General features: G+C 37.5%; 14 protein-coding genes. 4 read left to right on the top strand and 10 right to left on the bottom strand.

Going from position 1 to position 17,165, the window contains the following annotated elements; translation table 11 throughout:
* Window positions 1–42: 42 nt before the first annotated feature.
* The 4 genes from AC0L3Q_RS07775 to AC0L3Q_RS07760 all read right to left on the bottom strand — a co-directional run bounded on the left by AC0L3Q_RS07775 (window position 43) and on the right by AC0L3Q_RS07760 (window position 7,012).
* The gene (locus AC0L3Q_RS07775; RefSeq protein ID WP_473286047.1) at window positions 43–1,062 is read right to left on the bottom strand and encodes a cytochrome d ubiquinol oxidase subunit II; all 1,020 of its coding nucleotides are present in this window, start codon (window positions 1,060–1,062) and stop codon (window positions 43–45) included.
* A gap of 5 nt (window positions 1,063–1,067) precedes the next feature.
* Window positions 1,068–2,366: a cytochrome ubiquinol oxidase subunit I gene (locus AC0L3Q_RS07770; protein WP_073314989.1), complete on the bottom strand. Its 1,299-nt coding sequence runs from the start codon at window positions 2,364–2,366 to the stop codon at window positions 1,068–1,070.
* A gap of 207 nt (window positions 2,367–2,573) precedes the next feature.
* The gene (locus AC0L3Q_RS07765; protein WP_473286046.1) at window positions 2,574–5,696 is read right to left on the bottom strand and encodes a starch-binding protein; all 3,123 of its coding nucleotides are present in this window, start codon (window positions 5,694–5,696) and stop codon (window positions 2,574–2,576) included.
* 374 nt (window positions 5,697–6,070) lie between these two features.
* Window positions 6,071–7,012 carry a tryptophan 2,3-dioxygenase family protein gene (locus AC0L3Q_RS07760; protein ID WP_473286045.1) on the bottom strand — a complete coding sequence of 314 codons (942 nt, stop codon included), beginning with the start codon at window positions 7,010–7,012 and terminating at the stop codon, window positions 6,071–6,073.
* A gap of 322 nt (window positions 7,013–7,334) precedes the next feature.
* On the opposite strand from AC0L3Q_RS07760, the gene AC0L3Q_RS07755 reads away from it, so the two are divergent.
* The 3 genes from AC0L3Q_RS07755 (at window position 7,335) to AC0L3Q_RS07745 (ending at window position 10,581) form a co-directional block, all read left to right on the top strand.
* On the top strand, window positions 7,335–8,468 hold the full coding sequence (locus tag AC0L3Q_RS07755) for an AraC family transcriptional regulator (protein WP_473286044.1): 1,134 nt from the start codon (window positions 7,335–7,337) through the stop codon (window positions 8,466–8,468).
* 154 nt (window positions 8,469–8,622) lie between these two features.
* On the top strand, window positions 8,623–9,609 hold the full coding sequence (locus AC0L3Q_RS07750) for a TolB family protein (protein WP_473286043.1): 987 nt from the start codon (window positions 8,623–8,625) through the stop codon (window positions 9,607–9,609).
* 57 nt (window positions 9,610–9,666) lie between these two features.
* The gene (locus tag AC0L3Q_RS07745) at window positions 9,667–10,581 is read left to right on the top strand and encodes a TolB family protein (RefSeq protein WP_473286042.1); all 915 of its coding nucleotides are present in this window, start codon (window positions 9,667–9,669) and stop codon (window positions 10,579–10,581) included.
* 396 nt (window positions 10,582–10,977) lie between these two features.
* Here the strand turns inward: AC0L3Q_RS07745 and AC0L3Q_RS07740 are convergent, their stop codons facing one another.
* The 4 genes from AC0L3Q_RS07740 to AC0L3Q_RS07725 all read right to left on the bottom strand — a co-directional run bounded on the left by AC0L3Q_RS07740 (window position 10,978) and on the right by AC0L3Q_RS07725 (window position 13,624).
* Entirely contained in the window at window positions 10,978–11,325 is a 348-nt protein-coding gene (locus AC0L3Q_RS07740) for a T9SS type A sorting domain-containing protein (protein ID WP_473286041.1), read from the bottom strand.
* Window positions 11,326–11,342: 17 nt separating this feature from the next.
* Entirely contained in the window at window positions 11,343–11,804 is a 462-nt protein-coding gene (locus AC0L3Q_RS07735) for a leucine-rich repeat protein (RefSeq protein WP_473286040.1), read from the bottom strand.
* A gap of 314 nt (window positions 11,805–12,118) precedes the next feature.
* Window positions 12,119–12,310 (bottom strand): hypothetical protein, encoded by a 192-nt coding sequence (locus tag AC0L3Q_RS07730; protein ID WP_473286039.1) that lies wholly within the window; start codon window positions 12,308–12,310, stop codon window positions 12,119–12,121.
* 204 nt (window positions 12,311–12,514) lie between these two features.
* A complete protein-coding gene (locus AC0L3Q_RS07725) occupies window positions 12,515–13,624 on the bottom strand; it encodes a hypothetical protein (RefSeq protein WP_473286038.1) in 1,110 nt (369 codons plus the stop codon).
* 325 nt (window positions 13,625–13,949) lie between these two features.
* On the opposite strand from AC0L3Q_RS07725, the gene AC0L3Q_RS07720 reads away from it, so the two are divergent.
* A complete protein-coding gene (locus AC0L3Q_RS07720) occupies window positions 13,950–14,576 on the top strand; it encodes a putative quinol monooxygenase (RefSeq protein ID WP_473286037.1) in 627 nt (208 codons plus the stop codon).
* Between the two features lie 96 nt (window positions 14,577–14,672).
* Here the strand turns inward: AC0L3Q_RS07720 and AC0L3Q_RS07715 are convergent, their stop codons facing one another.
* Both AC0L3Q_RS07715 and AC0L3Q_RS07710 read right to left on the bottom strand, forming a co-directional pair.
* Window positions 14,673–15,356 (bottom strand): helix-turn-helix domain-containing protein, encoded by a 684-nt coding sequence (locus tag AC0L3Q_RS07715; protein WP_473286036.1) that lies wholly within the window; start codon window positions 15,354–15,356, stop codon window positions 14,673–14,675.
* 205 nt (window positions 15,357–15,561) lie between these two features.
* The gene (locus tag AC0L3Q_RS07710; protein ID WP_473286035.1) at window positions 15,562–17,130 is read right to left on the bottom strand and encodes an HAD-IA family hydrolase; all 1,569 of its coding nucleotides are present in this window, start codon (window positions 17,128–17,130) and stop codon (window positions 15,562–15,564) included.
* Between the last annotated feature and the right edge of the window lie 35 nt (window positions 17,131–17,165).

Genomic DNA, 17,165 nt, shown 5'->3' with positions numbered 1-17,165 from the left:
AAATATAAAAATATCTTGTACAACAAAAAGAAAATCCTTTGGCTATCTTTCTAAAATCTTAATCATTTTAAAAGATTTTAATAAATGGAATAATCCAGGCAAGATCACCAATCCCCCTATGATCAAGGCTACTCCCAAGGCTTGGATCACACTATCGGGTGCGATATCCTGTAGCAGACTCACACTGGCGTTGGTAGTAATCACCACATTTGGGAAATGAGATACCAAGGCCGCCAATAGAATCAAAAACACCTGTAGCCCCGCATAAAAACGACTCCACACCTTATTCCCTTTTTTGATGGTCGTCCACAACGGATATAACAATACCGCAGACAACATTACCGAGACTACAGCAAATCCATTTTCTATAAATCCCATCACGAAGGCCTTACCTGTAATAAATCCATATAAAAAGGTGACCAAACCAATAATCACCACCACCATAGCGGCAATTCCTGATTTTTTGATATATACCTTTTCGTTACCAGGTTCTGCCTCCCCTATCAATAATACCGAGGATAAAAAGGCACATAAGGCTGCAAAAAACATCCCTATCAACAAGCTAAAGATATTGAACCAGGGCTGTAAAAAGGCTTCATAAAAGGATAGACTAGCTATATCATCGGTGATCACGATATTTCCACTAATCAATCCCCCAAAGACCATCCCCAAAAAGATGGGTGTGATCAAACTAGAGATTTTAAACATGGTATCATATACCTTTTGGGAATTATCGATCACCGCATCATAATGTCTAAAGACAAAGGCGACTCCACGCAGAGTAACGCCCAACAACACGATCGTTAACGGGATATGCAAATGCACCACCATAATGTTGTAATAAGCAGGAAAAGCAATCCATAAAATCACAATCAAAATAATGATCCAAATATGATTGGCTTCCCAAACAGGCCCCATGACCCGATAAATGGTTTTTTTGGTGATTTGTTGGTTCTCTTCAGAAGAAAACAATTCGACAATTCCTGCGCCGTAATCCGCACCGCCTAGCACCACATACAGGTATAACGAAAAGATGAGAAAAAATAAGACAACGTATAACATGGGCATTAATTTGAATGATTAAGAACTCGGATCTGTCGTAGCATCAACCAGGTTACGGCCACTGATAAGGTCGCATACACCACAATATAAGTATAAAAACTTACCACAATCCCAGGCATAGGCGTTACGGCATCCTTGGTTCTCATGATTTTATGGATGATCCAGGGTTGGCGCCCTACTTCGGTGACGATCCAACCAGCCTCCAAAGCGATAAACCCCATGGGGGCCAATAGAATGAATAAGAGCCAATATTTGTTGCTATTCAACCATTTCCGTTTTTTGAGCGACACAAAATAGAGAATTCCTGCCAACAATAGGATACTTCCGATCCCCACCATAATCTGGAATGCATAATGTACCATAGGCACATTGGGGCGTTCATCCTCTGGGAAATCATTTAAGCCCTTTACCTCCGCATCAAAATCTCCAAAAGCCAAAAAGGACAACATCCCCGGCAAAGCGATCTTATGACTCACCTCCTGGGTTTCGGCATCTACAATCCCTCCGATGTACAAAGGCGCTCCTTTTTCGGTGTTATAGTGGGCTTCCATAGCGGCGAGTTTTACCGGTTGCCGCTTCGCAATATCTTTGGCAGAGATATCTCCACTAATCGGTTGTAAGATGGCCGCCACTGCACCAAAAGCAAGGGCGATCTTGAATGCTTTTTTATGTAGTTCTACTTTTCGTTTCTTATATACTTGATACGCATGGATACCCGCTACGGCAAATCCTGTAGCAGTAAATGCCGCCAAGGTCATATGCAGAGCTTGTGTAAACCAGGCAGGATTGAGCATGGCTTGTATGGGATCTATATTGGTAAACTGCCCATCGATATAATCGAATCCGCTTGGGGCATTCATCCAACCGTTTGCAGCGACCACCAATATCCCCGATGCTACACCAGACAGTCCTATAATAATCCCTGTAAACCAATGAAACCGTTCTGGCAATTTCCCCCAACCGTATAGATAAAATCCCAAGGCAATGGCTTCTACAAAAAAGGCAGCCCCTTCTAGCGAAAATGGCATACCGATAATGGGACCCGCATGTTTCATAAATTCTGGCCAAAGCAAGCCCAACTCAAAGGACAATGCCGTACCCGAAACCGCACCGGTCACAAAGAAGATAGCGACACCCTTTTGCCAGGCTTTGGTGAGCGTCAAATACATTTGATCTCGCGTTTTTAACCATTTGTAATGAGATACGACCATAAAAAAAGGCATCACCATACCAATACAGGCAAATACAATGTGAAATATCAGTGTAAATGCCATTTGGAGCCTTGCTGCATCAAGATTTTCCATAAAAAATATTTAGCGAAGAAATTGGTTTCCAATTAGGATATAAAGATACGACACAAAGCTTGTTTAAGGAAGAAAAAGGGAAGGATGTTTTTGATTTGCTATCGTTAAACTTTTGTCAAGAAAAAACAGGAACAACCGACTAGTTGATACCAACAAAAAAAGCTTGCCACCTCGAAGAAGTAGCAAGCCTTTTACAGAACCAAAAATCTATTTTACAACTTTAATTATTTCGGAAGTACTTCCGTAATTAACACGTAATATATACATGCCCTTTGGCAAGGCAGATGTATCAAAAGTTAGAGTGTTTGCTCCTTCTACAGGAGAGACCTTCATTTGCTTTCCTTGTAGGTCATACACCACAGCTTCTATGGATGACTTATTCAATCCATTTGCCACCGATAAGGTGAGCGTATTGGTAAATGGATTTGGCGAAGCACTGATGCTTTGATTCCCTTTCTTGAAAATCGAAGTTCCTGATTGTGCGCTAGCTCTATTACAATCGCTAGGGCAAGAATCGAACCATTGGTTGTCGTACCAACCATCTGTCGTTCTAAACACATCTGGGCTTTGCGCTCCCCCATTATCGTTAAATACAATACCTACCTCTACCGTTTCATCAATAGTAGCCGAATACCATGGGGTACCTACTAAGGCTTTCATTGGTACTCCCGGCCATGCAGGTGCTCCTGGGATAGCTGCATTGGCATTTTTGTCGTAGATGTAGATGTATGCTGTACTCCACGAAGCTGGTTTTTTGAAATATACATCAAAAGACGTATCGATAATATCTCCAGGGCACTCACTTGGGCAAGTATCAAACCATTGGTTATCATACCAACCTTCAGTAGTTCTAAACAAATCATCGCTTTGGGCACCACCATTATCATTAAATACAATCCCTACCTCAACCGTTTGATCGATAGTGTATTTGAACCACGGAGTATCTTTTACTGTAGTCATTGGAATACCCGGCCATGCTGGGAATCCAGGAATAGCTGCATTGGCATTTCTGTCGTACAGATAGATATACGCACTGCTCCATGAAGCTGGCTTTTTGAAGTATACATCAAAAGCGGTATCGATAATATCCCCAGGACATTCGCTTGGACAAGTATCAAACCATTGATTATCGTACCAACCTTCGCTAATTCGGGTTAAATCGTCTGACTGTGCTCCCCCATTATCATTAAATACAATACCTACCTGTACATCTTGATCTATAGTATACTCGTACCAGGGAGAATTTCCTTCTTGTGTCATTGCTACTCCCGGCCATGCTGGGAATCCTGGTAATGCTTCTCCTGTATTTTGATTGAAAATATAGATATAGGCCGAAGACCAATCTGCTGGTTTTTTGAAATGTACATCAAAAGCACTGATATCTCCTACCACATAGTCTCTAAGGATGATAGGTGATTCATTACCATCTGAGTCAATTGCAATTGCTCTAACCGTCGTATTATCACCTACTTCAAATGAAGAAACATAAGGTGTACTTGCTGCTGTAGGCGTTGACCCATCAAGTGTATAGAAAATAGATACACTTGCACCATCAGCAGTAGTTGAAGCCGCCATCTCTACCGTTACCGGGCTAGTGTATACTCCAGAAACTGGATTAACAGTTAAGGACACAGAATCTGATAAGTCTAGTGGCTGTCCTACCAATACCAAACCAAAGGTAGTTCCAAAATTCACCGTCCCATTAGTTACTGTAGCTGTAAGATCAGAGAAATAATCTTTTAATACGGTACCATCAGGCCATAGTCCATATACATTCAATGCGCCTGCAAAATCTCCATCTTGTCCCTGGAACACCAAGGTCTTATCGCTTTCACCATTTCGGTTATATTCTCTTTTGAAAATATACGGAGATTCATTCATACGTTGGTGAGATCCAGCCCCCACAGAGATATGCTGTCTTCTGAAAGTTCCCAGTTTTCTCCAGTGAAACAACATCGCCTCATCAATAGAATCCCAATTCATATCACCACGATATCCTGCATCTACATAGGTCTGAGATTCAAAAAACTGTCTTCCGGATTCGTCTCCGTAATAAATCTGAACTCCACCAGGAGATAATAACAAGGTTGTTCCCCCATAAAACATGTTTCCGGTATAGAATTCACTAAAATCATGTGATCTTAGGTAACTGATCATATTGTATTCTCCTGGAGTATTGAATCCTCCGTCGTTATCGTTCAATTTTGCGGCAAAAGAACTGAAGATCTCTTCTTGTCCTAGATCCGTATAGGCTTCTTTTGGAGATCGGAAGTTGATCATACTATTAAACTTACCTACGGTAAAGTCGTCTGGTAGGTTATCCCCAACATTGCCAATGATATTTACTCCGGAGTGTTCCCCGGTCATATAAAAATCAAGGTCATCTAACTTTTTGGTTGGGTTGTTTTGTTTCCATTCTTGAAGTGCCAAAACGGCTTCGTCTTTCAACTCGGCCCAGGCATCTACTCCAACATGTCTTTCGGTATCCACTCTAAAGCCGTCGATACCATATTCTCTTACCCAATCCGTCAACCATTTGATAAGGTAGTAACGAGGTGCTCTTGGTTTACCGGTTCTGGCAAAATAAGCATTCAGCTCATCGACTTCTTGCTGCCTTCTTCCTTCGGCATCCCACTTGTTTAATAACCACTGTGGTAATGCTACTTCGCTAAACGATTCTGTTCTGATATCCGGTAATCCAAATAAAGGTGTGGTTAGATCATCGCAAGGAAGTTCTCCATTCTCTACTCCACATGTTAATCGTACCCAATCGCTAGGGTAATCTTCGTCTACAAATTGGAGTTGCCCATTCACTTCTTTATAGGTACGATATCCAGAGTGATTCATCACGATATCCAACAATACACGAATCCCATGATCGTGCGCCTCGTCTATAAACTCCTGAAACTGTTCTGCCGAAGTAAAGTTAGGGTCAAAAGCCGTCCAATCGTTGGTATGGTATCCATGATACGGATAATCTCTAAAGGTTGGATCGTTGGCTGGTGGGTTATTAAAACCGTGTCTGTTTTCTACAACAGGAGTCACCCAAATGGCACTTACGCCCAGTGCATCAAAATAGCCTTCACGCAATTTTTGCGTTACCCCGGGGATGTCTCCCCCATGAAAGTCAATCTCGTTGTTTCTACTATCCTGCTTCCTATCGAAGTTAATATCATTAGTGGTATCTCCGTTATTAAATCGATCAGTGATCAGGAAATAGACCGTTACATTATCCCAGGAGAATGGTAAGTTCCGAAGGGATTGCGAAGTTCCTACTTTTGGGAGCAATAGACTTAAAAGCAGCCCAAAATAGAGTAAGCGTTTTTTCATAATTAGTTCTTAGTTTGTGTGATTGTTAATAAAACCATCTGAAAATCAATTATTAGTAAATATTTCAAACGTTGTAATAAATATTTCTAAAAAAATCCGCTTTTGGTAACATTGGAAGTCCCTATTTTTCTCGCAAACGATTGAGTGTTGATATTTTATTTTCACTTATGTTAAAACCTTATTTTTTGTACAAAAAAAGCACAACTATTTTGTCAAATTTTTAGGCATAGGATTCCCTGTTATTCAGGAATCGAAAACGTAACAACTCCAAAATTTCGAATTTGCTGTTATTTCTATCTGAATATTAGGAACTACATATTAGCAAACACCAATATGGTTTTGTAGAACAGGTATTTAGAAAAAAACAAGCTTTACTAGATGGTAGCGTATCCCTCGAGGTTAGTCACTCCCCAGTTCTCCAGCTCGTCTTCTGACCATAACTCAGGGAAAAAAACTCTTCTTTGGTATCTGGGATGCATGTATTTGTGCCAATCGCTCCCTCCGGTTGCCTTTTTATTGGTTTTTCCAGAATCTAAGTACTTTCCGGCTGTTTGGTAGTGATGCATCACCCATTTGATATTCACCGTATGATCGTAGTGACGCATGGCATTGATCAACTTCTTTTCTTGTTGCTCTGCCGCTGGCAATTGAATATACTTGTCCCAAAGGTTCACGGTATTGTACTCCTTCATCCATTCGATCAATTCCTTTTTGTATTGATCTTCAAAATTGAGCAGCAACTTGGTTTTGTTACCAGTTTTATAGTCTTTGCCAGCTGCTTGCCAATACATATGATCAAAGGCATGCTCAAAAGGAGTATCTCTATCGATCGTTTTTCTGAAACGATAATCGATCAAATTGATCAATTGTGTTGAGGCGATCTCAATTTTTCGGTATTGCACCGATTGGAAACCACTGGCCGGAGTGAGGGTATCTCTAAATTTTAGGTATTGCTCCACCTCCATCCCTGCGGTCATGATATCAAACGAATTTGACAACATATCAAAGTATCGGCTGATGCGCATCAAATGCATTTCAAATTGTGTGACTGTGATCTCTTCAGCGTACGAAATTTGCCCCATCTCCCAAAGGATCATCTTAAACAATAATTCATTGATTTGATGATACATGATAAACACCATCTCGTCGGGTAATTCGGTACGCTTGATCTGTAACCCCAAAAGGGCATCTAGTTGGATGTAATCCCAGTATTTTATGGGTTCTGAATGTAATAAACCAGATAAGTATACATCTGGATTTTGCCCCATGGCAGTATATTTTTTATCTATTGCTGCTAGCAACTCTTCTCTATTCATGTTTGAAAAAATTAAAATAAATGGAAATCCCTGGTGATGATTGTATACGAATTCGTGCACAAAATCATTCCGGGAACTAAAAATCTAAAAAAGAAAAGGGGAGCTTATGAAAAAGGAGATTTGATGTTTATATAACCAGCCACACTATACAAAGTATAGGCTGTCCAATTGATATGACAATGGTGGTTATTCATTTTTGTGCTTTAAACATTTCTTATACAAAAATATTAAATTTATTTTCTTCGGATACTATGATTCTTCATTCAATTCCAACGCTTCATAATAATTTAAAATCCTATCTTCATATCTTCAATACAAAGCTATGGAGTATCGGTTTGATTTTTATAGTATTCTGGCTTTTGTAGCATTGGTACAGCTTTTTATTTTAATCGTATATCTATGCTTTAAAAGAAAAATGAATCGGATCAATGGTTTATTGATTCTATTCTTTGCTGCACTGTCCTTTGATTTATTTCATTACATAATCATTGCAACCAAGGCGATCTTAAGTATTCCTTTCTTTATCGGTGCGGGTTCTATCGCTCAGTACCTATATGGTCCCACCATCTATTTCATTGTACTTTCGGTACTGCACCCTAATAAAAAGTTCAACCCATACCAATACCTACACTACCTCCCTTTTCTGATCAATTTGATATGGTTTTTAAGCTATAAATCTCCCGAGCATATTGATCAGCATTTAGATATGGCCACTCAATTTGTTACCGATATGGATAGTGATCCGAAACTTAGATTTGGATACCCTATTAGTTTACCCTCTTATATAAAATTATTAGTACTGTTTAGTATACATCCGATTATCTATCTCGTTGTATCCATACGAAAATTGGATGTCGTAAAAACCGACAAGCGATTAAAAAATTCTGCATACTACAAATGGTTGCGGACTATCATTTTTGGTTTTTTAACGGTTGTATTATTGAGCGAGTTGGCGTATGCACTTGTTCATTTTTTTGAAGTGTATTACTGGTTTTTGAACAGTTTTGTGATCTGGCGTCCTCTTTATGTTTCCATTTTGCTCTTTGCAGCTCTGCTTTGGCCTTTATCTCAAAAAAGTTTAAAACATTTTGGAAGTTCCCAGACTGGTTCTGATTTCATCATGGTATTACAAAACCACATGGAGGCATCTAAGCCCTATAAAAACCAACAGTTATCCCGATATCAACTCGCAGATGCCCTGGAAGTATCTCCTGATTATCTCACCAATATGATCAACAGCGAACTTGGGGTGAATTTTAGAGAATTCATCAATACCTACAGGATACAAGAAGTGAAGACCCGTATTGAACATGGAATCCTGAAGGATTTGACCATCGAGGCAGTTGGCAATGAGGCAGGGTTCTCCTCTAAATCTACATTTTTCAGAGTGTTTAAAGATCAGGAAGGGGTAACTCCTTTATCCTATGCAAAACAGCATCATCAATCTGCAAACTAGTCTTAAAACTAAGTTTTGACACTACATTATTCCTCGTATTTACTACGATCTGGTATTGTTTTATAAGCTTTGTATCCAAGTCCATTTGAAACATCACCTATTGATTTTCAACACGTACTGATATCATCAATCAATCTTTCAAATTCAAAATGCTATGAAAATACATGTAGTAGGTATCGCAATACTGTTTTTTGCTTGTACTGGTAAAAGTCAAACGAATACAATAGAAAACAAGGCTGTCCAAGGAATCACAAAAACCAAAAAAGCACTATTCTCCAAAATTTTGTTTGCACGAAAACATAACACTGAAAATGGGTGGTCCATATTTGCTATCAACCCAGATGGAACCGAAGAAAAAATAGTCATCCCATACGTATCTGGGCAAGGCGAATACAATCCAGACATCTCTCCCGATGGTACTACGGTTTTGTTTAACTCCTATCGATTTGGTGGATGGAAACTATTAACTACTACTCTACTCACAAAAGAATCTAAGAGGATTTCATTTTCTACCGATTATTATTTTAATGGTAGCTACTCGCCCAATGGAAATCAAATCGCATATGAAAAAGTAGGACGTGGAGAAAAAACGCAGATATACATTTCAGATAAAAATGGAGGCAAGGAAACTTTGGTTTCTATAGGAATGAAAGATGTTGAAAACCGCATGCCGGTATGGAGTCCCGATGGTACATACATCATTTTCTATAGTAACAAAAATGGAGATACTGATATTTACAGTTACGATACAGCAAAAAAGGATATAGTCAATCTCACCAAAAACGAAAAGGGGAATAATTTTAATCCTAGTGTATCTCCCGATGGAAAGAAAATTGCCTTTTTCTCTGATAGAAACGGGTATCTGGATCTATACATCATGGATAGTGATGGAACTAACTCCAAGAACCTTACAGCCGGTCTTCATAATAAAAACAACGAATACAATTATTACGAAAACAGCAATCTATTCTGGCTTTTTAAATGCTCCTGGTCTCCGGATGGGAAATCATTGGTATTCTCGAATGCCAACACCACCAATATCGATCTATTTACCATCAAAAAAGATGATACCGAATTACAGCAAATCACTAAAACCGAGGGATCAGAATTAACTCCGGTTTGGGGAATGATTGATCAGTAATACATCAAAAAGTCTTAACTATCTATTAAAAATTAACAAAACATAAATCCCAACTCAATGAAACGAAATATCATCACCATATTCCTGATAAGCCATTGCATATTTTCTTATGCGCAGTCCAAAATTCTATTTTCTAAGAGTTCCGGAGGCTTAAATACCGGAGGGACTTTGGATCTCATGCTGTATAATCCTGTAGACAATACCACAAAACTGTTATTGCAAGGTACAGTAAACCGAAGAGGAGAATACAATGCAGTCACCTCCCCTGATACAAAAAACATAATTTTTAATACCTATAAATTTAGTGGCTGGAAACTAGGCATTGGTAATTTTGATGGGAAGACCATCACTAATATTTCAAAACTAACCCCACGATCCAATTATGAATATAATGCAAAATATGCTCCAGATGGCTCAAAAATCGTGTATCAAGAGTACAACTGGGCAAGAGGAACTGCTGATATCTATATAGCCGACAAAACAGGAAAAAATGCCAAGCACTTCTTCACCAATAATATTAGTGATCAGAATTTAGCCTGGACCAAAGATGGAAAAGCGATCATCCTTACTTATATCGAAAATGAAAAATTAAGGGTTTACTTAAAATCGTTGAACCAAAAAACATTCAAAAAACTAACACAGCATGATGCTAATGATTTTGCCGTATCTTCATCTAAGGTAGAAAACAAAATTGCTTTTTTATCAGACAAAGCCGGTAAAATTGATCTGTTTGTTATGGATCTAGATACAGGCGCACTAAAAAATCTTACTCCCAATCTAAAATCAGCAGACGCCGATGTGAATAGTATCTGGGCCTATAAAACAAGTTGGTCTCCCGACGGGAAGCAAATTGTGTTTAATGCCATGGTGGGTGGAGATTTAGAACTTTTTGTTATCAACAAAGATGGATCAAACTTATCTCAAATAACAAATAACAACGACACAGAAATTACTCCTTTTTGGACGAATTAATCTCATACAATCAAAAAACAATGTGGCTTTTAAGTATATCTACACCAATATCAAAGAGATAACCTTTTCCGTTGGTTTATACGTAACACGAGACCATTGGGTTGGTAAACTAAGATATCCTGATGTTTAACTTGCACTTGAGGGAAACTTTGAAATTGGAAAATAAATCTAAAGAAATGTTCCACTATAAAAGGCAGAAATTTGGTGAACCATATAGTGGCTTCAATTGCGTACTTGTCAGAACATCAGGTATCTTAGTTAGGGCTACACAAACTCAACTTAATCAAATTTTTACAGCTCCGTAGCCGCTATGGGCTTCTTATAGTGTAGGGTTAATTAAATCTTTTACAGGATCATTTTGATCCAAGTGTGCATCGCTTCTAAAAAAGGTTTGACTTAAAGTTTATTTATAATTATTCTTTTAACTACTTTAATTCCTGTTTTGGTTGTTATTTCGAGTATATACATCCCATTAAATAAATCGCTTACATCAATTTGCAACTTGTGCGACGAATACACTTGAACACCAAGCGTATTGTATATATGTATTTGCTGTAATTCTTCTCCTTCCTTTAGTTGAATATGAATTTTATCTCGTGCAGGGTTGGGATATACCGTGAAATCATGAGACTCATTTATATCATTTGAAAGCTGCTCTACCTGTACAGCGATGGATGTAGACTCGAAGCTGTCATTACGGTTTTCATATAGAATCCCGTCATTCAAAGGAACTATCAGGTTCATTTTACCTCGGTGATCTTCTATAAACTCATTACTAGTTCTCTTCTTAATTTCAAAAAGAGAAGACTATTCGTATCGACCAGTACCGTGGTATACTCTGGACGATTCAAATAAGACCAAATCCCAATACCTTCAATTTTTGTTGGAATGGTTACCTGCTCTAATTGATTCCATCCAAAAGCATTACACCCTATACTTCTCACACTATTTGGTATGATCACGCTCTCTACCCATTCTCCTTTTTGAAAAGCATTTGTTCCTATATGGGTTAAGGTATATTCGATACCATTATTAAGAACTTTTTCGGGAATATTTACACTAGTCGCAGTACCTGTATAGTCCACAACCATAACTTCAGTCGCAGAAATAATTTGATATCTTATATCATCAACAGTAAAGCTTTGCCCATAAGTAACTATCATTAAAAACAAAGAAACCATAACCAGTTCCCATTTATTCTTAAATTGTAATTGACTTTTCATAGCTTATTTATTACTTGTTTTTTGATGTTTTTTTAATCCATAAGGTTATCATTATGAAGAAATGATACTGATCTACCCCAAAACCATTGTTCATAACTGGCTCTTGGTTTTATGAGGTGGTATGTAAGTTGCTCCTTGTATACCCCAATTCTTATTAATTTACTAATCAACTATTTTTTCAACAAATAAGAATGCTAACGAAGCAACCTACCCTCTCTGATAAAACATACCACCTTTAAACTTCTACAGTTAAGTGTTTGCAACTATATGGAAACACTCTCTACCCTGTATACCTATTATATCTCGCATTGTTTTTACATATTTTTCCAACTGTAAATTGCGATGTAAACCAGGTTTACTACTCCAAATAAAATGACCATCATCTGCATAAACACAATAAAGTACAACAGGTATTGATATGATACTTTTATCATGTTAATCGGCTTTTGAAACGCTTTAAGTAATGCCATCATAAAGACATCTTTTTTTACTATATTTTCTTCCATCTTTTAGAATTTATTTGTTTTGATATACTACTACAAGAAGTGGTATACAGGCTGCTCGCCAACGGGTTCCAATCCAAACTCATTAAAACAATTTCCCTACTATATATTACCTGCCATCGCCATATTTAAAGTAATACGAAAAGGAGTATTGGAGTGTTGAGGGAGCAACCTATACTTCCACTAAAAAGACAACATTTTTAACTTTTATATTTGAATATTTGCGTGCTTCCATACATTGGAACTCTTTTCAAATTTGTACACCCGCATATAGCTTATTATGGGGACTTGTTTATTCCTATTTTCTTCTTTATCAAAGGCCCCGATAAGGGTAACTGTATTGTCATTACTCAAATTCATCGTATTAAAACCTGATAGGTTATATCCCGCTATGCGATCATCTATATCTGCTCCTTGTTGTACCCAGCGATTAGATACATTGCGGTAAGTCCTTACATATCCGTACCTCTTCTCTTTACCATGGTTGTACGAGGCTATTGAAATGGCGGTACCGTTGTCAGATAAGCTAATATTCCACCCTGAAAAATTACCGGTTGGTAATCCAACAATATCTTTACCTATTTGCTTCCAAAACCCTGATACGTTTTGATATACACTCACATAACCCGATGATATTCCACCCTGGTGAGCTCCTATAGCCATCATTTGACCATCACTGGACAAACTCACACTTGCTCCGAAATAATCTCTTACTGCTTTCCCATTAATATCTTCACCTATCTGAGACCATTTCCCCGATGTATTTCTATACACCCGTACCTGGCCCGAATGTTTACCCTTATCACTGTTTAATATTGCTCCTATAGCTAGTGTAAGACCATCTTGAGATAAGCTCACACTATAGCCAGACCAATCCCCTTTCTTCTCGCCATCGATATCTTCTCCTACTTGTTCCCATACGCCATCATTATTTTTATACACGCGCACATGTCCAGAGAGTTCACCATTACGCCCGTTATTACGCTTAGCTCCAATGGCTACCGTAGTACCGTTTCCTGATAAGCTTACACTATACCCAGACCAATCTCCGGTTGCCTCGCCATAGATAGCATCCCCTATTTGATTCCACGCTCCCGAATCTCTTTTGTATATGCGTACACATCCTGATTTTTCACCATTATAGTTCGCTTCATATGTCCCTACAGCCATAATGGTTTCATTATTGGATAAACTCACACTGTAGCTTGACAAATCAACTACTGGTTTATTTATGTTTCCGGCTAGTTGAGTCTGAGCAGAACTCACTACGGTTAATACCCCAAAAAGAATGATCGTATGTCTCTTCAATTGTCTCAATTCTTATCTATTTTGAAACGAAGATTCACCGTATTTAGCTACCCTAATAAAAAAAGTGCTGAAGTATGTTAAATCGGGGACTAAGAATTTATTTTATGGGACTTTAAAAACTTTCCTATAGCATTTTTAAAGGGTTTCTGTCCATGTAAAATTGTCCATGAATAAGTTACAGATATCCATTCCCAGATCTTCCTATTAGTCACAAATTTGCCCTATAATTAAATATCAAACCATGAAAACAGGAATTCTATTAAAAACCACAATCCTAATCATGTTTTTAGGATTTTCTATTCAATCATTTTCTAAACTCAAAAACAGTACTATTATGAAGAACACAAAAAAAGAAACCATGGGATTATTAGTAATTATGAAAGCAAAAGCTGGTAAGGCAAAGGATGTTCAAGACTTCCTATTAGGCGGATTACCACTAGTACATCAAGAACCTGAAACCGTATCTTGGTTTGCTTTTCAAATTGATGATACCACTTTTGGTATATATGATACTTTTGAAACGGAAGCTGGCAGACAAGCCCATCTGAAAGGTGAGGTAGCAAAAGCATTATTAGCTAATGCTGATGATTTACTAGAAAATTTTGATGCAAACACAAGCATTCAATTTATTGATGTGATTGCCGATAACCACAAACCAGGAACACAAAACAAAGGCCTACTTGTTATGATGAACGCCCAGGCCGGAAAATCTAAAGCCGTAGAAGATTTTTTGAAGGCCGGAAAACAACTGATCAATAACGAACCGGAAACCTTAGGATGGTATGGATTTAAAGTAGATGATACAACCTATGCCATCTTTGATACTTTTGCTGAAGATGCTGGAAGAGATGCTCACCTCAATGGTAAAGTGGCCGCTGCTCTCATTGAAAATGCCCCAGTGCTATTGAAGGATTTTAGTGCTACAGCTATCCAGAAGATCGATATTTTGGCTTCAAAATAATAGTCGGCTATTACAGTAAGAAAAGGAGCATTCTAATGGATGCTCCTTTTTTTGTATCTAAATAAATGTTCCTGTTTTTTGTATAATGACAAGAGCTTAACTTGGTGTTTTTTCAAGTTTAGCAAACCCAACGGTCTTTCTGTAAATATCTGGCGAAACGCCTACTTTCTTTTTAAAAAATCTACTAAAATAAAATTCATCTTCATACCCCAAATTGGCTGCTATTTGCTTTACTGGTTTAGAGGTTAGATACAATTCTCTTTTGGCTGCTACTACAATTCTATGGGTGATTAAAGAAGTTAACGTTTGATTTAAATATTTCTTTACGATTCCTGCCAAAGTCCTGGAATTTACACATAGCATATCTGCATATTCTTGAGGGGCATGTAATCTAGCATAATTACTTTCTATAGCATCTACCAGATTTTGTAAAATTTCGGATTGTCGATCTGTAAATTGAAGCACTGAATCTTTATCAAATTTCTTTTTCTGTCTTACCGCTTCAATAAGAAACACTTTTAAAAAAGCCACCAATACTTCATGTTGCGCAATCGAATCTTTACTCATTTCCCTTGAAATTTGCTCCATAAGGCTTGAAAACAAAAACTCTTCTGCTACCTTGAAAAAAGGCAAACCATGAAAATTGCCAAAAAGCACCCCTTCTGTTCCTATTTCATTTTGATGGCGATACGTACAAAAAAATCGGGATGAAAACTCAATATAAATCCCGAGCATTCTTCTTCCGAACTCAACATAAATGGCTGGTAAGGTGACAAGCAAATGATATGATTTTCTTTGAGTTGGTATTCTGAGAAATCTACTTGCAAAGTAAAACTATTCCCTCTTAACAGAATCATAGAGTAATAATTTTTTCTTTGCAAATGCTCAAACTGATCCAGGCTGCTGAACTGTTCTAACCTAAATGCTAACTCATTGTTTTGTTTATTAATAATCGTTTGTACCATAAATAAAACTTCGCTTCGTTCTAACTCAATATATGTAACGCTTCCAGGGCAAATGCCGTACTAAGCTCTCTACTTCCAAAATAGGTATTTGATTTTGGTGCTATAAAAAGCCCATACACTGGCCAACCTCCATCTGCTAACTGTGTGTCCAATAATTTTAAAAAATCTACCCTGTTCACAATGCCTAGCTTCTTTAAAGCGATGATTCTCAACGCTCTTTCTAAGGGAAATGTTGAACAATTTACCCGGGTTATAAGCATCTCTGTAAGTGGCTTATGAAATTTCTCGAATTGATCAGGAAAATCAACTACTAATCTAGAAAGAAAAAACAAAAAAACATCCGGCGCCGGGTAATATCTTGTACCCTTAAGATATTCTTTACTTATTAAAAAATAAAACACAAATGCCTCGGTTTCTTTTAACTCTTTTCTTTCTCCGTAACCAATTTGATGCATCAAATACAATACATTAATAGCCACTATAGCATCTATTCTTGGTCTATTCTCATCAAAATATACCTGTATAACTCCTTCTTCATTTCTATTAGCTATCATTTGTTCTGCCACGGGTATAATCTTTTCTATAGTGAGCTTGTTATGATTTAATAGGAAAGATAACACCATAGAAGTTGTATCCAGATCGTCTGGGAAATTATCAGGTCTAGCCTCATTTTTATAAAAACACCAACGTAGCTTGTTTTGCCCATCATGGTTGAGTATCTCATGGCACATGGATGCTATAATATCATCCGGAAGTGATGTGTATGAATGTAAAATGACCGCTGTAGAGAATATTTCTTTAGAAAAATCTTCGCCTCCTATTAACTCTACATTGTTACTGACAAAACTCTTGCAAAAAGGAAATTTACGTAATCTAAGGTTTAAATAGTCTTCTCCTAACGTCCTCTTTTTATATATCTCTGGCGTCATATTTTGAAGAGGTATCGGCCAAACGCCATCTATGGCTGTATATTCGAAGTTATCTTTGTTATATTTTAAGGTACTAATCCCAAAGTTTGCTGCTTCCTGAAGGTTTTCTGATTTATCATCTATAAAAATGGTGCTTTTGGTGTTTATCGACGCACTAGAAATAAGGTATTGAAAAATATCTGGGTTTGGTTTTCTAAGCTGTAACAAAGCTGACACGTATATCCCATCAAAATATTTCCAAAAATCAAAATGCCTATATAAGTAAGAGAAAGATTCTAAATCTACATTAGACAGGCAATAAATTTGCTTGTCCTTTTTATGTAACACTCTTAGCATCTCTACCATGAGCGGATTTACTTGTAAGCTAGCTATACTTAACTCAAGCATTTCTTTTAGCTTACTGCAAGGAGTATCTAACTCACAACTAAGTGCCGTAAGTGCAAATTCTTGATTAATCAAACCTTTTTCTAAATCCTGCCAAACAGGGTGTTTGACCATTTTTCGTACATCATCTATTCCTTTTGTTTCTGAGGTAAAGTGAACAGAATCCCAATGTAAAAGGACATCGCCCAGGTCAAAAACAATTGTGTCATACCGATCTAATGTTTGTGATAATTCTTGTAAACTGGTAATAAGTTCCGGGGTTAAAACTTCTTTCATGTTGCTTTGATTTATTGGTGAAACATTTGACGAGA

The sequence above is a fragment of the Aquimarina sp. KJ22-3 genome, from assembly GCF_055808215.1.
Note: the sequence above shows the minus strand (reverse complement) of the source record. Positions and strands in the feature narration are given on the sequence as shown.